Raw genomic sequence first — 22,474 nt, 5'->3', positions numbered from 1 at the left:
ATTTCTCAACTTCTGGGGTTAATATCTTCGGTCTGTATTTCACCGACCAAACCATATGGTAGTTAATATTACACACACAAGTCCTATAATGTATAAGATTTTCTTTCATACATATAGTATATCATATCGAAATGTAATGCGCAACCATTATTCGAACGTATTTTCGTTTTTATTGTATGCCGGTTACGGCATTACTATCAAAGGATGAGAATTATTATACTATTTGCATTGTGCAGATATGCACACTACTGCGCTTTCATCTCGGTAATTGAATTGCCGAGGATTCCCGCTTATTGTCCTAAGAACTTCCGCACGCATTCCAGAAACCGTTCTCCATATTTTTCAAACTTATACGCACCCACGCCGGACACCTCCAGCATCTCCGCTTTCGTGACCGGTTTTAAAATACACATATGCGTCAGCGTCTTATCAGAAAATACGATATACGGCGGCACTTTTTCCTCGGATGCGATCTCGCGGCGCAGCGCGCGGAGTGCCTCGAAGAGCGTCTCTTCCTTCTCCGTAAATTCGTCTGCCCCGGCTGGAAGTTTCGCGCCCCGGCGGCTCTTTTTGCTGCTTCCAGCTGTCTGTTTCTCCCGCTCCTTCGCCATCTTCATCTCGATTGGTTCCGGTGCTTCCAGGAAAGCAGCACCTTTTTCCGTCAATTTGACAATCGAATACTCATCCGTCGTGACAAACAGATACTCCTCCACCTGGAGGAAGTTAAACATCTGGCGCAGATGCACGACGCTCTCCTTCGCCAGCTCCCCATAATGCGGATTCTCATCCATCCGGTAATTGCGGATCTTTACCGTATTCGCCCCGTGAACCGTGTCGAGAATCACCGTTGTTCCATAGCGCTGTCCGCACGACTGCACACAGCCTAAGAGACTCTCTGCCGCCGCCTGAATGTCGATCGTGTCAAATTGCGTCATACAATTCGAACAGTTTCCGCAGTAATTACTTCCATATTCGCCGAAATACCGCAGGATATAATCACGCAGGCACTCATTCGTAAAACAATAAAACGTCATCTTTTTCAGGCGTTCCCGGTCACGTTCCAGCACCACCTGCCGCGTATAGTCATCAAGCTCCCGATTGTCCTGGTTCCGCTCAATAAAGAGCTGGTTCGTCACCACATCCCGCCCGCTATAATACAGGATGCACTCCGCCGGTTCGCCGTCACGCCCGGCACGTCCTGCCTCCTGATAGTAGGCTTCCAGGTTCTTCGGCATCCCGCAGTGCAGGACAAACCGTACATCCGACCGGTCGATTCCCATGCCGAACGCATTGGTCGCCACCATCACCGGAACCCGGTCATAGATAAAATCATCCTGATTCTTCTGCCGCTCTGCATCGGAAAGTCCCGCATGGTAACGCGTCACTGAAAATCCATCCCGGATCAGCTTCTCACAGATCTCCTCAACATTTCTGCGGGTCAGACAGTAAATAATCCCTCCCTGCCCCGGGTGCGCCTCCAGATATGCCCGGATTGCCGCATAGCGGTCCTTCGGCGTCTCCACTGCAAAATACAAGTTTTTCCGGTCAAATCCCGTCGTCAGCATCACCGGATTCTGTAACTGCAAAATGTCGATGATATCGTCCCGGACCTCCTTGGTCGCGGTCGCCGTAAAAGCACTGACCACCGGACGCCTCGGCAGCTTCTCGATAAAATCAACAATCTTCAAATAACTCGGTCTGAAATCCTGTCCCCACTGGGAAATGCAGTGCGCCTCATCGATCGCCAGCATCGCAATATCCACGTGCATCGCAAAATCAAGAAATGTCTCCGTCATCAGACGCTCCGGCGCCACATAAATGATTGGATAACGCCCCTCGCGCGCATACCCAAGCGCCTTATAATACTGTGCCGTCGTCAGCGAACTGTTCAGATACGCCGCGTGGACGCCCGCCTGATTGAGTGCCGTGACTTGATCCTTCATCAGAGAAATCAGCGGTGACACCATCAGCGTGATTCCCGGAAGAATCAATGCCGGAACCTGATAACACAGTGATTTTCCGCTGCCCGTCGGCATGATTCCCAGCACATCACGCCCATCAAGAATCCCGTCAATCAGTATTTCCTGTCCCTCGCGGAAGCTGTCATATCCGAAATACCGCTTGAGAACTTCATATTTTTCCGATTTCTCATAATTCATATATCTTTATCCAACGCCCTTTCATTCTAGTTCTGTCTCAACGATCCACAATCTTGAGCATTTCAAGTCTCAGACATCCACCAGGTCAATCTTTCCTGAAACTTCTCTCCACAGGATGTTTCTCTGAACTCCACACATCCACACAAATTTCACTCTTTATACATATATATCAAACACCAAACCATTGCTTCCTTACAAAAGCCCCAGCTCTTCCATCGCCCGGTAAATCCCATCTTCCTCCACGGTCTTCGCCGTAAACGTCGCATACGGCTCCAGCCCGGCATCGTGTTTTCCCATGACAACCGCATTCGGCACATACTGGAACATCGACAGATCGTTCATGCTGTCTCCAAAGACCCACGCGTCCTCCAGCGCGATCCCATATTGCTTCAAAATCCACTCGATCGCACTCGCCTTAGAATGCCCCATCGGCACACACTCATAGAAGCCGCCGCCCCGGTCAATCACCTCAAAATCCCGAAGTGTCTCAAAAAATCCCGCCGGATCACTGTCTGCTCCGACTGCCACGCAAAATTTACTGATCGAAAAGGACGGATCCGACCAGTTCTTCGCCGAAACCGAGCCGCTCTGGTCGAGAATCGAGCGGATCGCCCGCATCGTTTCGGTCTGCACCCCATCTGGCCGGAAAAAGCAGGCGTCCACGCCCTCCATCACTGTATCCATCCGGAACCGCAGAATATCCTCTTTCAGTTTCTCCGCCCGTTCCGGCGAAATTCTCTGGTCATAGAGTGTCTTTCCATCCACGGAAATATAGGTACCACAGCCACAGAGCAGCCCGTTTACCGGCGCTTCCTCCCGGATTTTGGACGTCTGGCACCAGGTCCGCCCCGTATTAATAAATGTCAAATTTCCCTTTTCCATTGTTTTTTTTAAGGCAAGCACCGCGCTTTGCGGTACCTGCCTTAATTTTTCACTAAACAATGTTCCATCAATATCAAAAAACAATGCTTTTTTATTTATCTTCATTTCTGAATACGATCTCCCCGGTCTCTGCATTCATGCTGTCTACGATCGCCAGTGACTCAACGCGGATGCCCTTATCACGGATGCGTTTGCCGCCGTCCTGAAAACCTTTTTCAATGACAATGCCCGCACCAACTAATTCTGCTCCCGAATCCTGAATCAAAGTGGTCAGACCGTCTAATGCCTTGCCCTTTGCCAGAAAATCATCGATAACCAGAACCTTATCGCCTTTTCCAAGGAACTCCTTGGACACAATAATATCATATACAGTGCCATGGGTAAACGATTCAACCTTCGTTGTATACACTTCTCCGGCAATATTTTTCGTCTTTGTTTTCTTGGCAAATACAACCGGAACATCAAAATATTCGGCTACGATACAGGCAATACCAATACCCGACGCCTCGATCGTCAGGATCTTGTTGATCTCCTCACCCTCAAAACGGCGTTTAAACTCCTTGCCGATCTCCTGGAACAGATGAATATCCATCTGGTGATTCAGGAAACGATCCACTTTCAATACATTTCCTGCTCTTACGATTCCATCTTTACGGATTCTGTCGTATAAAATCTGCATATGTCTATCCCCTTATCTGTATTTTTATGAGACGCTTTCTACTCCGCCTCGTCCTCGGCTGCTTCTGTATTCAGCGCCGCATTGTTCTCCTCAGTGCTTACGGTGATCTTGGCATTTTTTACCAGAAAATCAAGTGTCTTCTGCATCAGTGCCGTATCGTCCACCATCTTCTGATCGATGTTATCGTTCTGAAGCATCGTCTCCAGGCTCTCGTAGCCGTAGCGTTTCGCCAGTGCTTCCTTGTCCGAATCGTCGATCGTGATATTTTCCTGCTTCGCAATCTCATTTAAAACGAGGGACTGTTTCGCCATTTCCTTGGCTTCCTGGCGGATCTCCTGCTTGAAGCTGTCCTCGTCGCTTCCAATCATGCCCGCATAGGTCGCCAGATCGACGCCGTAGGAGGAAAGCATGTTGGTGTATGCCTTTAACTGTGTATCATATGCCTCGTCGATCGATGCAGTCGAGCATACAACTTCTGAATTGTCCACGACCGCATTCAAAATATCCGTATCTCTCTGATTGTCAATCGAGAGCTGTTTCTGCTCTAAGAGGTTCTCACGGGTGGATTCACGGTATTTCTCCACAGTTCCATCATCCGGTGATACGGAAGCAACGAACTCATCCGTCAGTTCCGGAACGGAGCGCTCCTTGACCGCATTGACCGTTACCTCAAATACAACCGCCTTACCTGCCAGATCCGGGTTTTTCGGATACGGATCCGGGAAGGTCAGGTTTAAGTCTTTCTGATCGCCCTTCACAGCGCCGACCAGCCCATCCTCGAATCCATCGATAAAGTTGCCGGATCCCAGTGTCAGGTCATATCCCTCGGCGGTACCGCCCTCAAATGCCTCACCGTCTAAAAGTCCCTTATAGTCAATGTTGACCTGATCGCCCGTCTGGGCTGCCCGATCTACCTCGCGGTACTCGGCCTTTGAATTCAACACCTGCTGAATCTGGTTTTCTACTTCCTCGTCCGTCACGGATGCCTCGGTCACGGTCACAGCGATGCCTTTGTACTCGCCCAGCTTCACGCTGCTCTCTGCGACATACTCCTCTGTCTCTGCTGCCGTGCTCTCTGCTGCGGTCGTCTCAGTCCCTGTCTTTTTTCCGCATCCAGATGCCGCTGCTGCTACCGCAACCGCCAGACAGATGCCTGCTATTTTCCATCTCTTCATTTAGTCGTCCTCTATCTCTCAATTTCCTGCCTGCGCCATCCGGCACCTGGCTTTCAAACGCACATATGATATATCTGCACGTATGTCTTACCAATCATCATACCACAAACCAGCCTGTCGCAAAAGTGATTTTTCAATATTTTATATTTTCAGCAACTCTTTTTTCATAGTTCATCACTTTTCCCAATTTAAGGAAACCGGATATGAATTATTTGATAAAAAATTCCGCCAGAAAAAAACGTTTTGTCTTTCCTGACGGAATTTTCTGGCTATTTTTTAGCTGCAAAATGCTGCAAATGCCAGATATGTGTTATAGATATCCAGTTTCGACGCCAGCTCAAATGGGGCATGCATGGATAAAATCGGAACCCCCATATCCACAACGTCTACATCCATGCCAGCCACAAACAGGGCAACCGTGCCGCCGCCGCCGACGTCTACTGCGCCCAGCTCGCCGATCTGCCAGTATACGCCTGCCTCATCCATGATCTGGATCACTTTCGCCATCGTCTCCGCGCTCGCGTCGTTGCTGCCGGATTTGCCACGCGCACCCGTATATTTCGTCAAAACGACACCCTTATTCAGATAGCAGGAGTTTTTTTCTTCAAATACACTCGCAAACGTCGGGTCATACGCCGCATTGACATCCGCCGACAGGCACAGAGAATGCTTCAGCACTTTGCGGACATCCACATTTCCTGCCTTGCACAGTCCCTCGATATAATGCAGGGTAAAATCGGAATTTAAGCCGGTATTTCCAACGGAACCGATCTCCTCTTTATCTGCCAGAATCGTAACCGTCGTATATTCCGGGGACTTGGCTTTCATCTCTGCGGTCAGTGCCGTGTACGCGCACACCTTGTCATCCTGTCCGTAAGCGCCGACCAGGCTGCGGTCCAGACCGACATCCGTTGCTTTTACTGCCGGCACAAACTCGATCTCTGCACGCAGGAAATCCTTCTCCGTCATGCCGAAGCGCTCATTTAAGATCGACAGCGCCAGTAGCTTGACCGGCTCCTTGATTGAGTCTTCTTCCTCGCACGGGTACGGCAGGGATCCAACAATGATATTTAATTCTTCGCCCTTGATGCCATCTTTCAGTTTCCGCTCATTCTGCTGTGCGGCAAGATGCGGAAGCAGATCGGTCACGCAGAAGACCGGATCGCCCTCTTTTTCGCCGATGCAAATATCCACCGAGGTACCGTCCTTTAAAATCACAACGCCGTGCATCGCCAGCGGGATCGTCGCCCACTGGTATTTGCGGATGCCGCCGTAATAATGGGTCTTGAAATATGCCGCCTCTGCCTTCTCATACAGCGGGTTCGGTTTCAGATCCAGGCGCGGGGAATCGATGTGAGCCACGTTAATGCGGACGCCGTCCTCCAGCGGACGTTTTCCGAACGTGCTCATCAGAAGCGCTTTCTTGCGGTTGATCTGGTATACCTTGTCGCCCGGCTGATAGATTTTTCCTTCTTCGAACTCCTCATAACCAGCCTCTTTCAGGCGGAGCACCGCCTCGCGCACAAATTCGCGCTCGGTCTTTGCCGCATTTAAAAACTCCTTATATCCCTCGCAATATGCAAATGCCTTTTCCTCCTGCTCCGGGGCTTTCTTTCCAATATTAGGAAATTCCCAGATCAGTTTTTCTCTCTGTTCTTTCGCTACTGACATATCCTTCCTCCTTTTGCAAATCATTTCTTTTTCACTATCGTATCACTATCCAGCAGAATCGTAAATGGTCCATCGTTTAAAAGCTCGACCTTCATATCTGCCCCGAAAATACCGTGCTCGACCTTCCGCACCTGTCCGGCGCAGCGCGCCAGCGCGTGTTCGTAGAGATGGTTCGCCAGTTCTGGATTTCCCGCACCCGTAAAGCCCGGGCGGTTTCCGTGGCTGCAGTCCGCGTACAAAGTAAACTGGCTGATCAGCAGGATCTCACCATCCACATCCGCCAGCGAACAGTTCGTCTTGCCGTTCTCATCCTCAAAAATACGCAGCTTGCACATTTTATCCACCATTTTGTCGGTGATTTCCTCCGTGTCTGTGTCACTGACACCCATCAGCACCATATATCCACGGCCGATCGAGCCGATCAGCTCGCCGTCTACCTTTACACTCGCGTGTTTGACTCTCTGTAGTACAAATCTCATATTGTTCTCCTGATTTTTATATTTCCTGTAATCTTGCTTTAGCGTAACAATGCCCTCAGCCGCGCCAGCAGATTCTCCGCATTTTCCTCGCCCAGAATGACCTCCCGCGCCAGAATCGGTCGGTCAGTGATAATGTTATCAACGCCAATCATCTTCATTCGCTCCAGTTCACTCTTTTTATTGACCGTCCAGACATGGACCTCCTTACCACAGGCATGGACGCGCTCGACCAGCTTCCGGTTCGCTGAACTGGAGATCAGGCTGATAAAATCGATCGCATCATCCTCGTAATAGCTTCCATATGCTGCCGACAAAATATAGCCCGTATAAATATCCGGATCCGCCGCCTTCACCCGCTTTAAATAAGAAAGACTCGTCGATGTCACGACGCACTGTTCCACGAAATCATTCTCCCGGATACAGTCCACGACCTTTTCCGGCAGATCGCTCGACGCGCCGGCATATTTGATCTCGATGTTCAGCATCATCCGTCCCCTGACATATTCGATAACGTCCTCCAGCTTCGGAATCCGCGTCCCGCTGTACTGCTCCGAATACCAGCCACCGGCATCTACCTGCTGCAGCTCATCCCAGGAAAGCGATCGGATCGTCCGCCGCGTCCCGTCGATCCGCTCCAGAGTGCTGTCATGGAACAATACCAGCACACCATCCCGCGTCTCCTGCACATCCAGCTCTGCAAAATCCGCCATCTGATCGACCGCTGCCTCCATCGCAGGCATCGTGTTCTCCGGTGCGCTCGTCGATGCGCCCCGATGCGCTGTGAGCTGCACTTCCCTCAGCTGATCCGCCGCCAGCACATTGCCCCGGTAAAAAGCGTCGTACATTGCTCCGGCGCTCAATGCCGTCAGAAGTGCCAGCGCCGCCATCCGGTTGCGGCGGCTCATCCACGGAAGACCCGCATGTTCGCCAGCTTCAAACTTCCAGCGCTCTTTGTTCTGACGTTTCCGGTCCAGCTGCACATATAACACCGTCAATGCGCCATAATTGACCGACATCAGCGCGATGCTCATGAGCGGCATCAAAACCATCTCGATCCGGTCGCGCGCCTCTAAAACCAGAATCAATTCCAGACGCCGGTCCGCAAACCAGACAGCAAACACCGCCACAATCACAACCGCAATCAGATAGAGCACCACCGTCACCGCCGTAACTGCCAGATTGCACAAAACAAGCGTCCCAACTACCTGTACCCGATTACCGCGCAGCAGCTCCCTGCTTCGCAGAAATCCGCCCCGAAACGACCGCTGCTCCAGCATACAGCCAAAACAGATAAAAATCGTCGGAAGTGAAATCACAACCGCGCCAACAATCACGCCAACCAGTAAAAGCCGCCCCCAGTTCTCCGCCAGAAGCGCTGGAAGGATAAATTTGACCGCCTTCACATGACATAACATCCGGTAAATCAAAAATGAATGAAGCACCAGGCCGTGAACCGCCAGCACCAGAAACAACCTCAGATTCCGCTTTCGGATCTCTGATACCGTCAGACGGATGCCTGCCGCAAACATCGAAAAAGCGCTCATTTTCCGCGAGAGTGCCGCCGCCTGATATGCCGCCAGAAGTCCCGCCGCCTCGATGGAAACTCCCACCAGTAGGATCGCTGCCATCAAAACCAGAATCGCGATCGTAACCGGCCGCAGCAGGTAGGAAACCAGATTGCTGACCGTCACATAACTGTAGCCAGACGCGCGCACCGACAGCCGGAACAGCGCCGCCACTGCCTGCAAAAGAAGCGGCAGCGTGAGCAAACGGAAAGCCAGCTCAAACAGCAGAATATTCCCCCCATTTACCTGAACAATCTGCTTTGTCTCACCCATCCGCCTGCGTATCTTCATTTTCTTCGTCTCTTACTCTCCGGCTTCTTTCCGGTTCCCGGACGCAGATTCCCCGCTCCGTTTCCCGTCTTTCGGCTCCTGCTCGTTCCCCGCGGGCACATCCTCCCGCTCTGCTTTCTTCATTTCCTCCGCCACTTTCGCAGCTTCCTTCTCCTTCGCCTGTTCCTCCGCAATCTTCGTGATCGCCTGATTCAGGGAAAACATCTTATTATCCAGCATATCCGCCATATCCGCGCAGGCTTTCAGTTCCTGCTCCAGATAATCCGGCGCATTTCCTTCAAATTTATAATAAATCTTGTGTTCCAGACTTGCCCAGAAATCCATCGCTATCGTCCGTATCTGGATCTCCACCTTCGTATCCACCGGACCATCGCTTAGATAAATCGGGATCGTCACAACCATATGGTAACTCTTGTAGCCGTTCGGCTTCGGATTCTTGATATAATCCTTCACCACCAGCACCGTCACATCTGACTGACGCGCGATCATCTCCGCGATCCGGTAAATATCCGGGCTGAACGAGCAGATAATACGGATGCCCGCAATATCGCTCAGATGCTCAATCATGTTCGGGATCGTCACCTCATGTCCACCGCGTTTAAGCTTCTTGACGATACTCTCCGGTGTTTTCAGGCGCGATTTGATGTGCTCAATCGGATTGTAATTATATAAATGAATAAACTCGTTATTTAGAATTTCAATTTTCGTGTTAATCGCTTTCAGGGCAGAATTGTACAGAAACATGACTGTCGTCCACTGGTCAAGCTGATTATACGTCTCAGGGATATTCAATTTTCCCTCTCCTTTACTGCTATTTAGTCAAATTTAAAGCCCTTTAACAGCTCAGCAAACCCGGTTGTCGCCTCGCCTGACTCATGATAATTAAACACTTCCTCTTCCGGCGCTTCGTCCGGCTCTACCTCTTTCATGCTAAGGCTTAGTTTGCCATTTGCGGTAGACAGGATTTTCACCGTCACTTTCTGTCCCACCTTTACGACTGCACCCGGATTCTCCACACGCTTTTTACTCATCTGGGAAACGTGTACCAGTCCGCTTAAGCCATTTTCCAGCAGGACAAACGCGCCGTATGGCTTGATTGTCTCGACCGTTCCTTCCATGATCGCGCCGGTCTCACAACGCGCAATCCGGCTCTTCTTCTCCGCATCCTGTTTTTCTCTCGCCAACTCTCTGCCGGACAGGACGAGACGTTTCTTCTCCTCATCCGCCTCAATCACCAGCACCGGAATCTTCTTTCCATTCCAGCTGTCCAGATCCTCGACATACGCTGCATCCAGTCTCGACGCCGGTATAAAGCCGCGCACGCCTTCCACCATCGCAACCGCACCGCCGTTTACGACCTCGGAAATAGTAACCTCAAGCGGTGTGCGCTCATCAAGCAGCTGACGGAAATGTTCCCACGTCATCCTGTCATTCGCCTCCTTGCGGGATAAAACGACATTGCCCTCGCCGTCGTCGGTCTGAATTACCGTTGCCGTGAGCAGGTCGCCCGGCTGAATCTCTTCTTTCATATTAAAATCCGGATCATTGCTCAGATTCTCACGGTCAATCACGCCCTGAGCAAAATATTTCAAATCCACCAGCACCTGGTCGTCCGTCACTGCAACAACCGTGCCAGTCACAATATCGCCCTCATGCAGACGCTTGAAAGACGCCTCCAGCTCCTCGGCATAGTCCTCCATTGTCTCTACCAACTCTTTATTCTCATCCATCCTGGTATTTCTCCTTTCCGTTCCTTCTACACTCTTTTGGGTGGCAAAACTCTATTGACTATTTAACCATATTCCACCCGATATTTCCAGAGTGAATTTGTGAAAATTATCTTAAAATCGATTCGCTACCGCCCGATTCACAGCCTCTGGTTTGCAAACATCCCACCGGAAACAAAAAACATACCTTGCTGAAACCGCCCGAAGTTTCCTATGCCACAAAAGACCGCACATGCCTGCGCCTGTGCGGTCTACGTTTACACACACTTCACATCACAGTTTACACGTTATGTAAACTGCAATGCAAATTCATTCATCCAACACCCGTCTCCGCATCTTTCTCCAATCCATGGTTCTTCTGCCAGAATGTCACACCGCCAACCAACACAAGTCCCAGAAGATCCGTCCATGCGCCCGGATCCATCATGCACAGACCGCCCACGATCAAAACCAGCCGCTCTACAACGGACAGCCATCCAAACAGAAAACCGTTAAGCGCCGCCGCAATCCCGAAGATACCGAGCAGCGAGGTGATGCAGATCTGCACAACCTGCAGTGCATTCGTGTCGATGAATACCATCGCCGGGTTAAATGCCAGAATATACGGCACGATAAAAGCGGCAACCGCCAGCCGCGTCGCATTGAGCGCCGTTTTCATCGGAGGCGCTTTCGCGATCGCGGAACCCGCATAAGCTGCCAATGCCACCGGCGGTGTGATATCCGCCACGATTCCGAAATAGAAAACAAAGAAATGCGCGCAGACCAGATTGATCCCGATCTCCGGTGCAATCAGAATCGGCGCACAGGTCGCCGCCATAATACAGTAATTTGCCGTCGTCGGAACGCCCATGCCAAGCACGATACAGCATAACATCGTCAGAAACAGCGCGATCAGCGGTTTTCCCTGGGAAACTGCCACAATTGCCGTGATCAGCTTCGATGCCAGACCGGTCGATGTGATACATCCAGCCACCAGCCCCGCCATCGCACAGGCAACCGCCACCGTGATCGTGCCGCGTCCGCCTGCCTCCAGCGCATCCACAATCTTTTTCAGCGTGATCCGGTTATTCCGGTTCAGAGCACCGACCGCAATCGCGGCAAAGATCGCTACCGACGCAGAAAACTGCATCGTAAATGTATTTGTCGATACCAGCACCACCAGCACAATCAACGGTGCCAGCAGATAGATCTGTTTCATCAGCACCCGCATCTGCGGCAGTTCCTCCCGCGGAATTCCACGAAGTCCCAGTTTCTGTGCCTCCAGATGCACTGCGATATAAATACCCGCAAAATACAGCACTGCCGGAAGAATCGCTTTCAGCGCCACCGTCGCATACGGCACGCCCATATATTCTGCCATCAGGAATGCTGCCGCGCCCATGATTGGCGGCATGATCTGCCCGCCGGTCGAAGCAGCCGCCTCCACTGCTCCGGCAAATTCCGGGCGGTAACCACATTTTTTCATCATCGGGATCGTGACCGAACCCGTTGTGACAGTATTTCCAACCGAAGATCCCGATACCATCCCGCAGAGCGCCGAGGAGATAACCGCCACCTTCGCCGGACCGCCCGCCGAGGAACCGCAGAGACAGTTCGCCAGGTCGATAAAAAAATTCGAGATCCCCGTCCGTTCCAGAAACGCCCCGAAAATGATAAAGACCACAATATATTTTGCACAGACATTGATCGGCGTATTCATAACTCCGCTCGTCGTGTAAAATAAATCATAAATAACCTTTCCAAAACGCACCGTCGCAAATGTATATACAAGCAGTGCACCGACCACACAGAGAATCGGGATTCCCACACAACGCCTGCAAAGTTCCATCAGCGAGAGCACCGCCAGAATCGCCATCAGCACCATAACCGGATTCTTCGTGACCCGCGTCGCCAGCTTAATGATCGCATGCGCGTTCGCCGCAAAATAGAAAAATGGAACCGCCCCCACTGCCATCAGAACCCAGTCGTACCACGGCATATGGTTGATGCGTCCGCCTCCCTTCTGAATCGGATAATGCAGATACCCGAGAATCAGAATCATTCCCAGAAACATCGACAACCGGATTTCCGGCAAGGCGGTACTGAAAAGCGTCACATAAATGCTGTAAACGGAAAATAATACCGACAGCCACCGGATGATCGATGCTGGTTTCCCCTGCCAGACGCGCGTGTTGGACTCGCGGTCATATTTTTTCATGACTAACTCAACATCCGCAGCTGTCCCTGTGTCCGAATCGCCCTTTTTTAGGCTTTCACGTTCCAGGTATTTTAGATCTGGTGCCCTGTTTTTCTTTTCCTTCCATTCACCCATTCGTATAACCCCCTTTCACACTTCATTTCTGGGTTTCCCCCTTATTTCACCGGCACCTCCATCCCTTTCTCTGCGAAATAATCCGCTGCTCCCGGATGATACGGAACCGCTGTGACCGAAGTGGCAAATTCAAGGTTCAGCTCCGCTCCCTTCGCATGCGCCGCCTTGATGGAATCCATATTTTCAAAGACGCCATAGCAGAAGTTATAGATATCCTCTGCCGGAACGTCATCGCGCGCCACTACTACCGCACCGACAGCCACCGTCCTGATATCCTCATCCGTTCCATACGCGGACGCTGGGATCGTGTTTTTGCTGTAATATGGCGATTCTTTAATCAGCTGATCCATATGCTCATCGTCCAGGCTGACGAGATACACATCCTTCGTCGCTGCCAGGGAGGTGATTGCGGTCGTCGGTGCACCCGCTACGACAAATGCCGCATCAATCTTGCCATCCTGCAGCGCCTCTGCGCTGTCCCCAAAGGATTGATACGTCGGATTTATATCTTTTTCGATATCCAATCCATATGCTCCCAGCACATCCACCGCATTATAATAGACGCCTGACCCCGCCGCGCCGACCGAAACATTTTTGCCTTCCAGATCGGCTACCGACTGAATCGACGGATCTAGCGTAACAATCTGCACCTGCTCCATATAGAGCGCCGCCACGGTCGAGAAATCAGCAACTTTTCCATATTCTTCAAAGAGATTCGTACCATTGTAGGCATATGCCATGACATCCGACTGCACAAATCCCAAATCCGCATCATGTGCATCCAGCGCCTCGATATTTGCCTGCGAACCGCCCGATGTGATCGCCGTCACCGAAGTGCTGGTCGATTCCCCTATCTTTCCTGCAAGCACGCCGCCAAATCCATAATATGTACCCTGATCGCCTCCCGTCGTGAAAATGAGGCTGGTTCCGCCATCCTTTCCGCCCTTTTTCGTGTCTGTCACCTGCGCAGCGCCAGCCCCACTCTGACTTTCTTCCTGTCCGCCTGCTGTGTTACCGGCAGTATTCCTCCCGGCTTCATTTTTACCTCCCGCAGATGTCTCTGCCGATACTCCTGTCGTTCCGGTACTGCCGCATCCCGTCAGCGCCAGCCCTGCCGCCATCGCCATGGAAATTGCTACTGCCATGTGTCCCTGCATTCTCGTTTTTTTCGTCTTTTTTGTTCTTCTCATTCTCTCATTCTCCTCCCTGCTTGAACATTTACGTCTTAGATAGACTGTCAAAAATTACCATTACTATTTTATGTGTGGGAGGGAAGAATTATTCCTTGGCACGTTAGTGCCTTTTTGCGTAATAGGGAATTCCAAGGAATTTCCTATTACGCAAAAAAGACCGCTGAGCCGGACTTCCTGTCGCCAGGTTGTCCGAATCAGCAGTCTCTTTATGTAACTGCATTATGCAATTATATTACTTATACATTCACTCCATATGGTATGGGGAACTACTGACTACCAGCAGATACCCTGAGCCATCATAGCGTCAGCAACTTTCTGGAAACCAACGATGTTAGCACCAGCTACCAGGTTGTAGCCTAAGCCGTATTTCTCAGCTGCTGCTGCGGAACCATCATGGATACCAGTCATGATCTGATGAAGTTTGGAATCAACTTCCTCTGCTGTCCAGCTGTATCTCTCGCTGTTCTGGCTCATCTCAAGACCAGATACAAGAACGCCACCTGCGTTAACAGCCTTGGACGGAGCTACTACCATGTTCTTCTGCTCCATTAAGAACTTAAGAGCTTCGTTGGTAGTTGGCATGTTAGCAACCTCGATGTAGTACTTAAGGCCGTTAGCAACCATCTTCTGAGCCTCTTCCATACGAACGTCGTTCTGAGTAGCAGCCGGCATAACGATGTCAGCCTTAACGCCGAACGGTTTCTCACCCGGGAAGAACTGTACGCCGAACTTGTCTGCGTAATCCTGAACTTTGTTACGTCCAGATGCTCTCATCTCCAGCATGTAGTTGATCTTCTCTTCAGTTACAACACCTTCCGGATCGTAGATGTATCCGTCCGGACCAGACAGGGTAACAGCCTTAGCACCCAGCTCAGCCAGTTTCTTGCAGATACCCCAAGCAACGTTACCGAAACCAGATACAACAACGCTCTTGCCTTTGATGTCATCGTTCTCATGTTTCATAACTGCTTCTACATAGTAAACAGCGCCGAAACCAGTTGCTTCCGGACGTACCAGAGAACCACCGAAGGACATTCCCTTACCAGTGATAGTACCGTTCTCGAATGCACCACGGATCTTTCTGTACTGGCCATACAGGTAACCGATCTCACGAGCACCTACACCAAGGTCACCAGCCGGGATATCTACGTCCGGTCCGATGTGACGATATAACTCAGTCATGAAGGACTGGCAGAATCTCATAACCTCTGCATCGCTCTTGCCGTTCGGGTCGAAGTCAGAACCACCCTTAGCACCGCCCATCGGCAGGGTTGTTAAGCTGTTTTTGAAAGTCTGCTCGAAGCCTAAGAATTTCATGATAGACAGGTTTACAGAAGGAGCGAAACGTAAGCCTCCTTTGTACGGTCCAATAGCGCCGTTGAACTGTACACGATAGCCACGGTTTACATGAACAGCACCGTTGTCATCAACCCACGGTACACGGAACTCGATAGTTCTCTCCGGCTCAACCATTCTCTCAAGAAGAGCAACCTTCTCGTACTCCGGATGTGCATCTACAACCGGACCCAGAGTGGATAATACTTCCTCTGCTGTCTGAAGGAATTCGGCTTCATGTGCATTTTTCTCTTTGAGTTCTGCAAGAACTCTGTCAACATACTTGCTCATTGGATAATACCTCCTGATATGTATATAAGTTTGAATAGTTCACTGAACTATGGTTACCACAAATACTTGACGATGGTTTCATCAATCTTGTACATAATTCCCTCTGGTTCCAAATTGTTTTTGTGAACTTTTCTGTTTCTATAATGTATTATAGATCATTTCTTCGTCAGAATCAAATAAAAATAGTGTTATAGATGTTATTATTATTTGCTTATGGAGTTATATTGTTCCTGATTATAACTCGGAGATGGACAACGAATGTGTCCTGGCACATTCGGGCGTCTCGCGCGGTCGCTTGCGACAACCTGCATCTTCGCGCGAGTACGTATCATTGGCACATTCGTTCCTTTTTGTGTGATAGAAAATTCCAAGGAATTTCCTATTACGCAAAAAAAGAGGCCTGCTGAAAAGCAGACCTCTTGAAATTCGCATCTATTAGCCCAGGAAGCTGATGAATCCTGTCAGGATAGTTGCGTTTACAAAGTCGATGAATAAGGAACCTACCAGCGGAACAACCATGAATGCAGTCGGAGCCGGACCATATACGCCGGTGATTGCCTGCATGTTTGCCATAGCGTTCGGGGTAGCACCCATACCGAATCCACAGAAACCACTGGTCATAACAGCAGCATCGTAGGATTTGCCAAGTACGTTGAATACAACGAAGTTTGCATAGAAGAACATAAGTACTGTCTGTGCAAGAAGCATAACTACCATCGGTACAGCCAGCTCAGCTAACTGCCACAGCTTCATATCGATCATAGCCAGACCCAGGAATACGGAAAGGGAAGCACCGCCCAGTGTGCTGATCTCTTCCATCGGGATCTCTTTGTTCTGAACATCCATGATGTTACGGATGATAGCACCAACTAACATTGCGCCGATGTAGAACGGGAATGTCATAAACTTGCCAAGGAACATGGATACGATAGTACCAGCACCGATAGCAACGATTAAGTACAGAAGACCGTCAAGGATTCTAGCGGAATCGATTGCACCAGTCTCATCTGTCTCTACAGTCTCAGTCTTAGTAGCTGCCTCAGCAACTGCGGACAGTTTGTACTTACGGATCTTAGCAGTTGCAATAGGACCACCGATTACGCAGCCTGCAACCAGACCATAAGTAGCGGAAGCGATAGCTACAACGCTCGCATTTGCTACGCCTAATTCCTCAAGTAACGGTCCGAAGGAACCAGCAGTACCGTGACCACCTACCATCGGGATGGAACCGGTTGCCAGACCCAGACGAGGATCCAGACCAAATACGCTTGCCAGACCAGCACCCAGAACGTTCTGAAGAATTACCATAACAGCTGACAGAGCCAAGAATACAACTGTCTGAACGCCGCCCTTCTTCAGCATACGGAAGGATGCTGTGAAACCTACGCTACAGAAGAAAGCTACCATGAATACGTTTTTAAGTGTCATGTCGCAGGAAATTTCCAGAATGCCCATGCCTCTTACGATGGTATGAACGATTGCATAAAGGAAACCACCAACTACAGGTGCCGGAATACAATACCGACGAAGAATAGAAATTTTAGCTACCAGAACACGTCCCAGTAACAGTACAAGTGCCGCAACTGCGGTTGCCTGATACATATCAAGCTCGATTGTCTTCATACAACTACCTCCAACCTATTTTTTTTTCTTGCTCGCAGGTGTATAATACTGTAGCCCCGACAAAAAACTACAAGATCCATCATAAAAACATAAAATTTTTATAACATTTTTTTAACTTATGATAAATAAATTGGAAAGTTTTGTAAATCTACCCGTTATACCTCACGATCTACCGCCAGCATCAGGCTGTCGATGAACTTTTTGATGCTGACTTTGCCACCGTAACGGCGTTTACCGCGGATGTGATCCATCTCTGCCCGGATTTCCTCGAATGGGAACAGGGTGCTGGAGTATGCAGTAAAGGTTTCATTCATGAAATCCTCAATCCCCAAATGTGCCAGGTTCGACATGCCGACCGCGATCGCACGGCGGACACGCTGCTCCATGTTCTTCGGCGCATCGCTCAAAAGCTCGCAGAGCTGACCGATGCTGACCTGGGAGATCGGGCGTCCGTTGTTGTGCAGATACTCGCAGATCCGAAGGATATCGTCGCCGCCCTTCTCGCCGGACATGCCAAGACGGTTTAAAATGTAAAGCACCTTTCTGCCGTAACCGTCATCTTTTTTCTTCTCCTTCGGCATATCCGCGATCTCTGCCATGAACATTTTCTTAATATTCGTCAGCGTTTTCTCATTCTTGATCTGCTCATCCACATTGCGGATGACCGATTTTACCTCAATGATATTGATTGGCTTGCTGATGAAGAACTCAACGCCCGCATCGTATGCCTTGCCGATCAATTCTTTCGCCGCCACCTGGGAAATCATGATGCATTTTGCCTTGCAGCCTCTTTCCCGCAGCTCACGCATGACCTGAACACCGTCCTTTTCCGGCATCAGAAAATCAATCAGAACCATATCCGGGTTCTTTGCCAGGATATCATCCACATCCGCCGGCTGTCCCTCTGAAGTTCCGCAGACGATTCCCAGATCATTATCTTCAATAATATCCTGCAGGACGCTGATCACTGACATATCATCTTCAACAATATAAATCTCCATTTACTCTATTTCCTCCAATTTCGCTATCGGTATCTCAATATGGAATTTCGTTCCTCTTCCCTCTTCCGAATCCACTGAAATACTACCTTCAAACTGCTCCTCTACCGCGTTTTTCACACCGCAGAGCCCGACGCCTCTATATATATTGCCGGTTTTTTCATCAAACTTCGTTGAATATCCCATATTGAAAATCCGTGGGAGATGTTTTTCTGAAATTCCCGGTCCGTCGTCCGCTACTTCAAACACATAATTACCATCTTTTTTGTACTCCCGAATCCAGATCATCCCACTTTTTTTCGTCGATTCGATCGCTTCCACCGCATTTCCTACCAAATTTTTGAGAATCGTCATAAGCTGGTAGTGTTCCTGCGTCATAAAATTGTCCCGACAGTCAAACATCAGACGGATATCCAGCTTTTTCTCCGCCATGGTCCGGTAGGTGGATGATTCCAGAATCCGAAGAAGATCCTGCAGGCTCATCGTTTCCTCGTTCGACTCTTCCTCGATCGCCTCCTCAATGCCCTGAATGATGCGGATGTAATCTTTCTTGATCTCATGGACATCCCGCGCTATCTCAAGTCCCATCTGCTGCATTTCCCGTGGAAGATCCTTTTCCAGAATCTGCTCATAGAGCTTGTATGCATTGCTCATGACGCGCTCGATCTCCTCGGTGTTCTTATGCATCAGGTAAATCTCAGTCTTGAGTCCCGTTGTCATAAGAAATAACCGCTGATAACGGCTCTCATGATCCGCTTTCGTAAGAAGAAGCCGGTACTGCTGTTCTCCGATCAGTGCCAGTGCCACAAAAAGTGTGCGGACTGCAGCGATCATAAAAAGCTTTTGAATTATATCCGGTCCCGGCATCGCATTGTTTTTAAGAAGCGCCGCCAGGAAGTTTTCGAATATATTCGAGCATAAGTCACAGAAAAATGCCGCCGCAATCACATTTTCCAGATTCGCGATATGTTTATTCCGGATCTGCAGCTTGAACATCATGCCGTACACGATATAAAAGAACGCACCGGGCATCGCAAGCTGTACCAGCATCTCGGATGGCATTCCCTGCAGATAATATATCACAATTCGGAATAAAAAAACAATGATCGACGTCACCGTACAGATCGTCATCGTGTGAATCTGGCTTCCGACTGTCATAATCAGCACCGGAAGCAGGATAACCGACGCTGACACACGGAAATTGTTGACAAATACGTTCCAATAAAGCTGCGAAGTTATCGCTATGATAAAGCCTATCGCTAATGTTCGTCTCCAGGATTTCATTTCTGCCTTTCTCCCTCTTTAAATAGTACAATTTCACATAGCTTTTAGCCTGAGTAAAACAGTTTTTGCATATTTATATAGTATACTTAGTTTCATGAAATCTGTAAAGAATTTTATAGCAGATGTGAAACTCTCGTTACTGTTCACACACGTGTGCCCAGCAACGGGATTTTGCCGATGCTACGCATTCCAAATCGGCAAAATCTGCTGCCGGAACTGTATCGTACGGAATTTTCAGTTCAAAAAATTCCTACCTGTGAACAGTTACAAACTCTCCCAGTGACGCTGCCCTGCTTATAACGCCTCTTTACCTATATAATAGCGTCTCCCGGATTCTCTCCGCAAACGCATTCATCCGTTCCTCAATCCCCGGCAGCTGCATCGCTGCCCCGGCATTGTTTGCCGTCTCCATCATCGCAAACTGCCCCGGCAGATAGAAGGTTTTGTTCATATTTAACGCCGCGATAAGCTGTTCCGCCACGATATCGCTTCCGGAATAGCCCGACACAACCACCGCAAACAGCGCTTTGTCATAAAACCGCGTCGTCCGGAACAGCGAAGTCAGGCGGTTGATGAACGCAGTCAGGTTTGCCGACAGCGCATCGTTGTAGTTTGGACAGAGCATCACGATCGCATCCGCCTCGCGGACTGCCGGATAGACGTCCTCGACCATCACTCCACCGTAGAAGCAGCTTCCCTGCTCGCCAAAATGCAGGCACATCTTGTACGGGCATCCGGCGCAGTCGGAAAGCGTACCGTTTCGAAGCCCTATCTCCCGGATCTCCATCTCCGGGAGCTGTTCTTTCACCCGGTTCCAGATCGCGTAGGTGTTGGAGGTCTTGTGGCTTGACGCGTGCAATACCAATACTTTCGGACATTTTTTCCTGACGCAATCCGTTCCCAGTACTTCTTTGACCAGCCCCGCCGCGCTCTCGCGGTATGCCCCCATCAGATCGGTTCCAAGATTATTGGAAACGATCGTGTAATTGGAAAGTGTCCGCGTGCCCTCGACGAGCGGGCGTCCCACGAACGCGCAGCCCGCACAGTTAGCGGCAAATACCAGATCCTTCGCCGCCGATTTGGAATAGAGGTCATTTTCACTGTCCACCAAAAGTCCGCCGACAAAACCGTTCAGAAAATCCGGATGTTCCCGCAGGAAACGAATCAGACGGTAAAGCTCCAGGTTGATGCCAGATGTGCCAAGCGGCACGGCAAACAGGATACGTCCCTGGACTGGATTTTTTCGATTCTGTGTCTTCTCCAGGCGCCTCCATCGGTTTACATAATCTTCAAAAGCACTGATTTCCGCCGCTGTCTCGTAGGCGTAGCCGTCCAGCGCATAGGATAACACCTCAGAAAGGCGCGCATCCGCGCCTTTTTCCTCCTCGCGCAGATGAACGAGGAGGAGAGGCATTTCTTCTATATAAATATCTCCTTCTGAATTTGAATGAATCATTTATTTTCGCTTCCTTCCTGCGATAAGACTCATCAATCACACAATCTTTTTCAGATTTTCCTCCGCCGTCACAATCCGCTCATACAGCGCATCCGGCAGTGGCAGGATTTCTGTTTCCAGACCGTATTCAGTATAACGGTTTTTCACGCCCATGAAGATGCCGCCCATGAATACGGAACCGCAGTGCCATTCGCCGCGCATCATCAGAATCAGGGAGATCGCGCCGGAGGAATATGCCGGTGCGATAAAGGGCTTGAAACCGATCGCACGCATATGCAGGTTTGCCGTTACCGTCAGCTGGGTCAGTTCTTTTGAAAGCGCATCGTTGTAATTTGCAATGGAATCTGCGATGACGAGATCCTGTCCATGCGGTCCGAAGGAACGCCCCTCAGTCAAAAACTGTGAAAACCGCCCGTCGCGCTTCGCATAATAAGCCGCGCGCGCATTCATAACGCCGAGTCCGAAGCCCTGTACCTGTTCCGGGCGGAGTCCCTTTAAATCAAGGATGCCGTTTTCGTCCTTGTTGCTCTCCAGCCATGCCGTCTTTGCCAGCGGGTCAACCGGATCGGAGACAACGGCAAATAAGCCTTTGAAATGCTCGGTTCTCGCCTGTCTTGCATACTGGGCAACGATCTTGGAGTTGTTTTCAAACTGGTACATCCGCACATCCTTGACACCGGAACCAACCGGCGGGATTCCCTTGGAAGCAACAAATACAAACACATCGCATTTGAAGAGGTCTTCCGGTTTTACCACATCGACCTCCGGCAGCGCGTCATATGCCCACGGATACGCGATCTGGTTTTCCTCAAATTCCCAGCGTGCGGTCACTTTATCGGAAATATCACAGATGCCGATCGAACTGATGCAGTCGCCGCCCAGAAGATGAAGCCCGGTCAACAGCGTACTTCCGACATCGCCGATCGCCAGAACATGGACTCTTTTCTTCGTTTTCTGCGGTTTTTCTGCCAAAATAGCCTCAAAATCCGGATGCTGGCGGTTGACTGCGCGCATCACGCCCTGAGCGATCGCGGCTTTGACTGCCTCGTCAAGCTCACAATTCTTGTTTGCCGCCTGCACCTCCAGCTTCCGGCTGCTCAGCCAGGAAACATTCTCTGCCTCCTGGAATAAAAGCAGCGGCGAGTTTACCTTAAAAGAATCTCTTCCGGTTCCCGGCTCGCGCTCGAATAAGAATGTGAGCGGCGTGCCCGGGTGCGGCATTTCTGCCTTTTCGTATGATAAATTTCCATTGAAGGAACAACAGATTTTATCTCCAATTTTATAATAGTACATATTGTATACCCCCTGCTCTTTTTGATATCTTATATGATATTATTTTTCTATTCCAGTAATTA

The 22,474-nt window shown here is 50.0% G+C and carries 17 protein-coding genes; all 17 read right to left on the bottom strand.

Annotation, left to right across the window (positions count from 1 at the left end; all coding sequences use genetic code 11):
- Positions 1 to 290: 290 nt before the first annotated feature.
- Entirely contained in the window at positions 291 to 2,159 is a 1,869-nt protein-coding gene (recQ, locus tag DXB70_RS02510; protein ID WP_118672592.1) for a DNA helicase RecQ, read from the bottom strand.
- A 192-nt stretch (positions 2,160 to 2,351) separates the two neighbouring features.
- Positions 2,352 to 3,146: an HAD family hydrolase gene (locus DXB70_RS02505; RefSeq protein ID WP_227589748.1), complete on the bottom strand. Its 795-nt coding sequence runs from the start codon at positions 3,144 to 3,146 to the stop codon at positions 2,352 to 2,354.
- The gene (locus DXB70_RS02500; RefSeq protein ID WP_022359972.1) at positions 3,133 to 3,720 is read right to left on the bottom strand and encodes a xanthine phosphoribosyltransferase; all 588 of its coding nucleotides are present in this window, start codon (positions 3,718 to 3,720) and stop codon (positions 3,133 to 3,135) included. Before DXB70_RS02500 ends, DXB70_RS02505 begins: the two co-directional genes overlap by 14 nt.
- Positions 3,721 to 3,758: 38 nt before the next feature.
- On the bottom strand, positions 3,759 to 4,895 hold the full coding sequence (tig, locus tag DXB70_RS02495) for a trigger factor (protein WP_118672591.1): 1,137 nt from the start codon (positions 4,893 to 4,895) through the stop codon (positions 3,759 to 3,761).
- A gap of 276 nt (positions 4,896 to 5,171) precedes the next feature.
- Positions 5,172 to 6,566 (bottom strand): aminopeptidase, encoded by a 1,395-nt coding sequence (locus DXB70_RS02490; protein ID WP_118471364.1) that lies wholly within the window; start codon positions 6,564 to 6,566, stop codon positions 5,172 to 5,174.
- 20 nt (positions 6,567 to 6,586) lie between these two features.
- Positions 6,587 to 7,045 (bottom strand): D-aminoacyl-tRNA deacylase, encoded by a 459-nt coding sequence (dtd, locus tag DXB70_RS02485; protein ID WP_022359969.1) that lies wholly within the window; start codon positions 7,043 to 7,045, stop codon positions 6,587 to 6,589.
- Between the two features lie 38 nt (positions 7,046 to 7,083).
- Complete coding sequence (locus DXB70_RS02480) at positions 7,084 to 8,901, bottom strand: glycerophosphodiester phosphodiesterase family protein (protein WP_118672590.1); 1,818 nt, start codon at positions 8,899 to 8,901, stop codon at positions 7,084 to 7,086.
- 12 nt (positions 8,902 to 8,913) lie between these two features.
- Complete coding sequence (locus DXB70_RS02475) at positions 8,914 to 9,645, bottom strand: GTP pyrophosphokinase family protein (protein ID WP_333489802.1); 732 nt, start codon at positions 9,643 to 9,645, stop codon at positions 8,914 to 8,916.
- A 71-nt stretch (positions 9,646 to 9,716) separates the two neighbouring features.
- Positions 9,717 to 10,631, bottom strand: coding sequence for a S1 RNA-binding domain-containing protein (locus DXB70_RS02470; RefSeq protein ID WP_107000639.1), 915 nt, complete (start codon positions 10,629 to 10,631; stop codon positions 9,717 to 9,719).
- 310 nt (positions 10,632 to 10,941) lie between these two features.
- Positions 10,942 to 12,939 carry a TRAP transporter permease gene (locus DXB70_RS02465; protein ID WP_182448403.1) on the bottom strand — a complete coding sequence of 666 codons (1,998 nt, stop codon included), beginning with the start codon at positions 12,937 to 12,939 and terminating at the stop codon, positions 10,942 to 10,944.
- A gap of 41 nt (positions 12,940 to 12,980) precedes the next feature.
- Entirely contained in the window at positions 12,981 to 14,129 is a 1,149-nt protein-coding gene (locus tag DXB70_RS02460) for a TAXI family TRAP transporter solute-binding subunit (protein WP_233430208.1), read from the bottom strand.
- Between the two features lie 276 nt (positions 14,130 to 14,405).
- Positions 14,406 to 15,758, bottom strand: a complete 1,353-nt coding sequence (gdhA, locus tag DXB70_RS02455; protein WP_107000640.1) for an NADP-specific glutamate dehydrogenase — start codon at positions 15,756 to 15,758, stop codon at positions 14,406 to 14,408.
- A 435-nt stretch (positions 15,759 to 16,193) separates the two neighbouring features.
- Entirely contained in the window at positions 16,194 to 17,381 is a 1,188-nt protein-coding gene (gltS, locus tag DXB70_RS02450; RefSeq protein ID WP_118469477.1) for a sodium/glutamate symporter, read from the bottom strand.
- A gap of 155 nt (positions 17,382 to 17,536) precedes the next feature.
- Positions 17,537 to 18,382, bottom strand: coding sequence for a DNA-binding domain-containing protein (locus tag DXB70_RS02445; RefSeq protein ID WP_117796260.1), 846 nt, complete (start codon positions 18,380 to 18,382; stop codon positions 17,537 to 17,539).
- Entirely contained in the window at positions 18,383 to 19,663 is a 1,281-nt protein-coding gene (locus tag DXB70_RS02440; RefSeq protein ID WP_107000642.1) for an ATP-binding protein, read from the bottom strand.
- A gap of 307 nt (positions 19,664 to 19,970) precedes the next feature.
- Complete coding sequence (locus DXB70_RS02435; protein ID WP_243099885.1) at positions 19,971 to 21,119, bottom strand: NAD(P)H-dependent oxidoreductase; 1,149 nt, start codon at positions 21,117 to 21,119, stop codon at positions 19,971 to 19,973.
- Between the two features lie 36 nt (positions 21,120 to 21,155).
- Complete coding sequence (locus DXB70_RS02430) at positions 21,156 to 22,412, bottom strand: lactate dehydrogenase (RefSeq protein ID WP_118672589.1); 1,257 nt, start codon at positions 22,410 to 22,412, stop codon at positions 21,156 to 21,158.
- Positions 22,413 to 22,474: the final 62 nt, after the last annotated feature.

This window comes from Clostridium sp. OM05-5BH (genome assembly GCF_003481505.1).
Classification (GTDB): Bacteria; Bacillota; Clostridia; order Lachnospirales; family Lachnospiraceae; genus Otoolea; species Otoolea fessa.
This window is presented reverse-complemented; position numbering and strand designations above follow the sequence as displayed.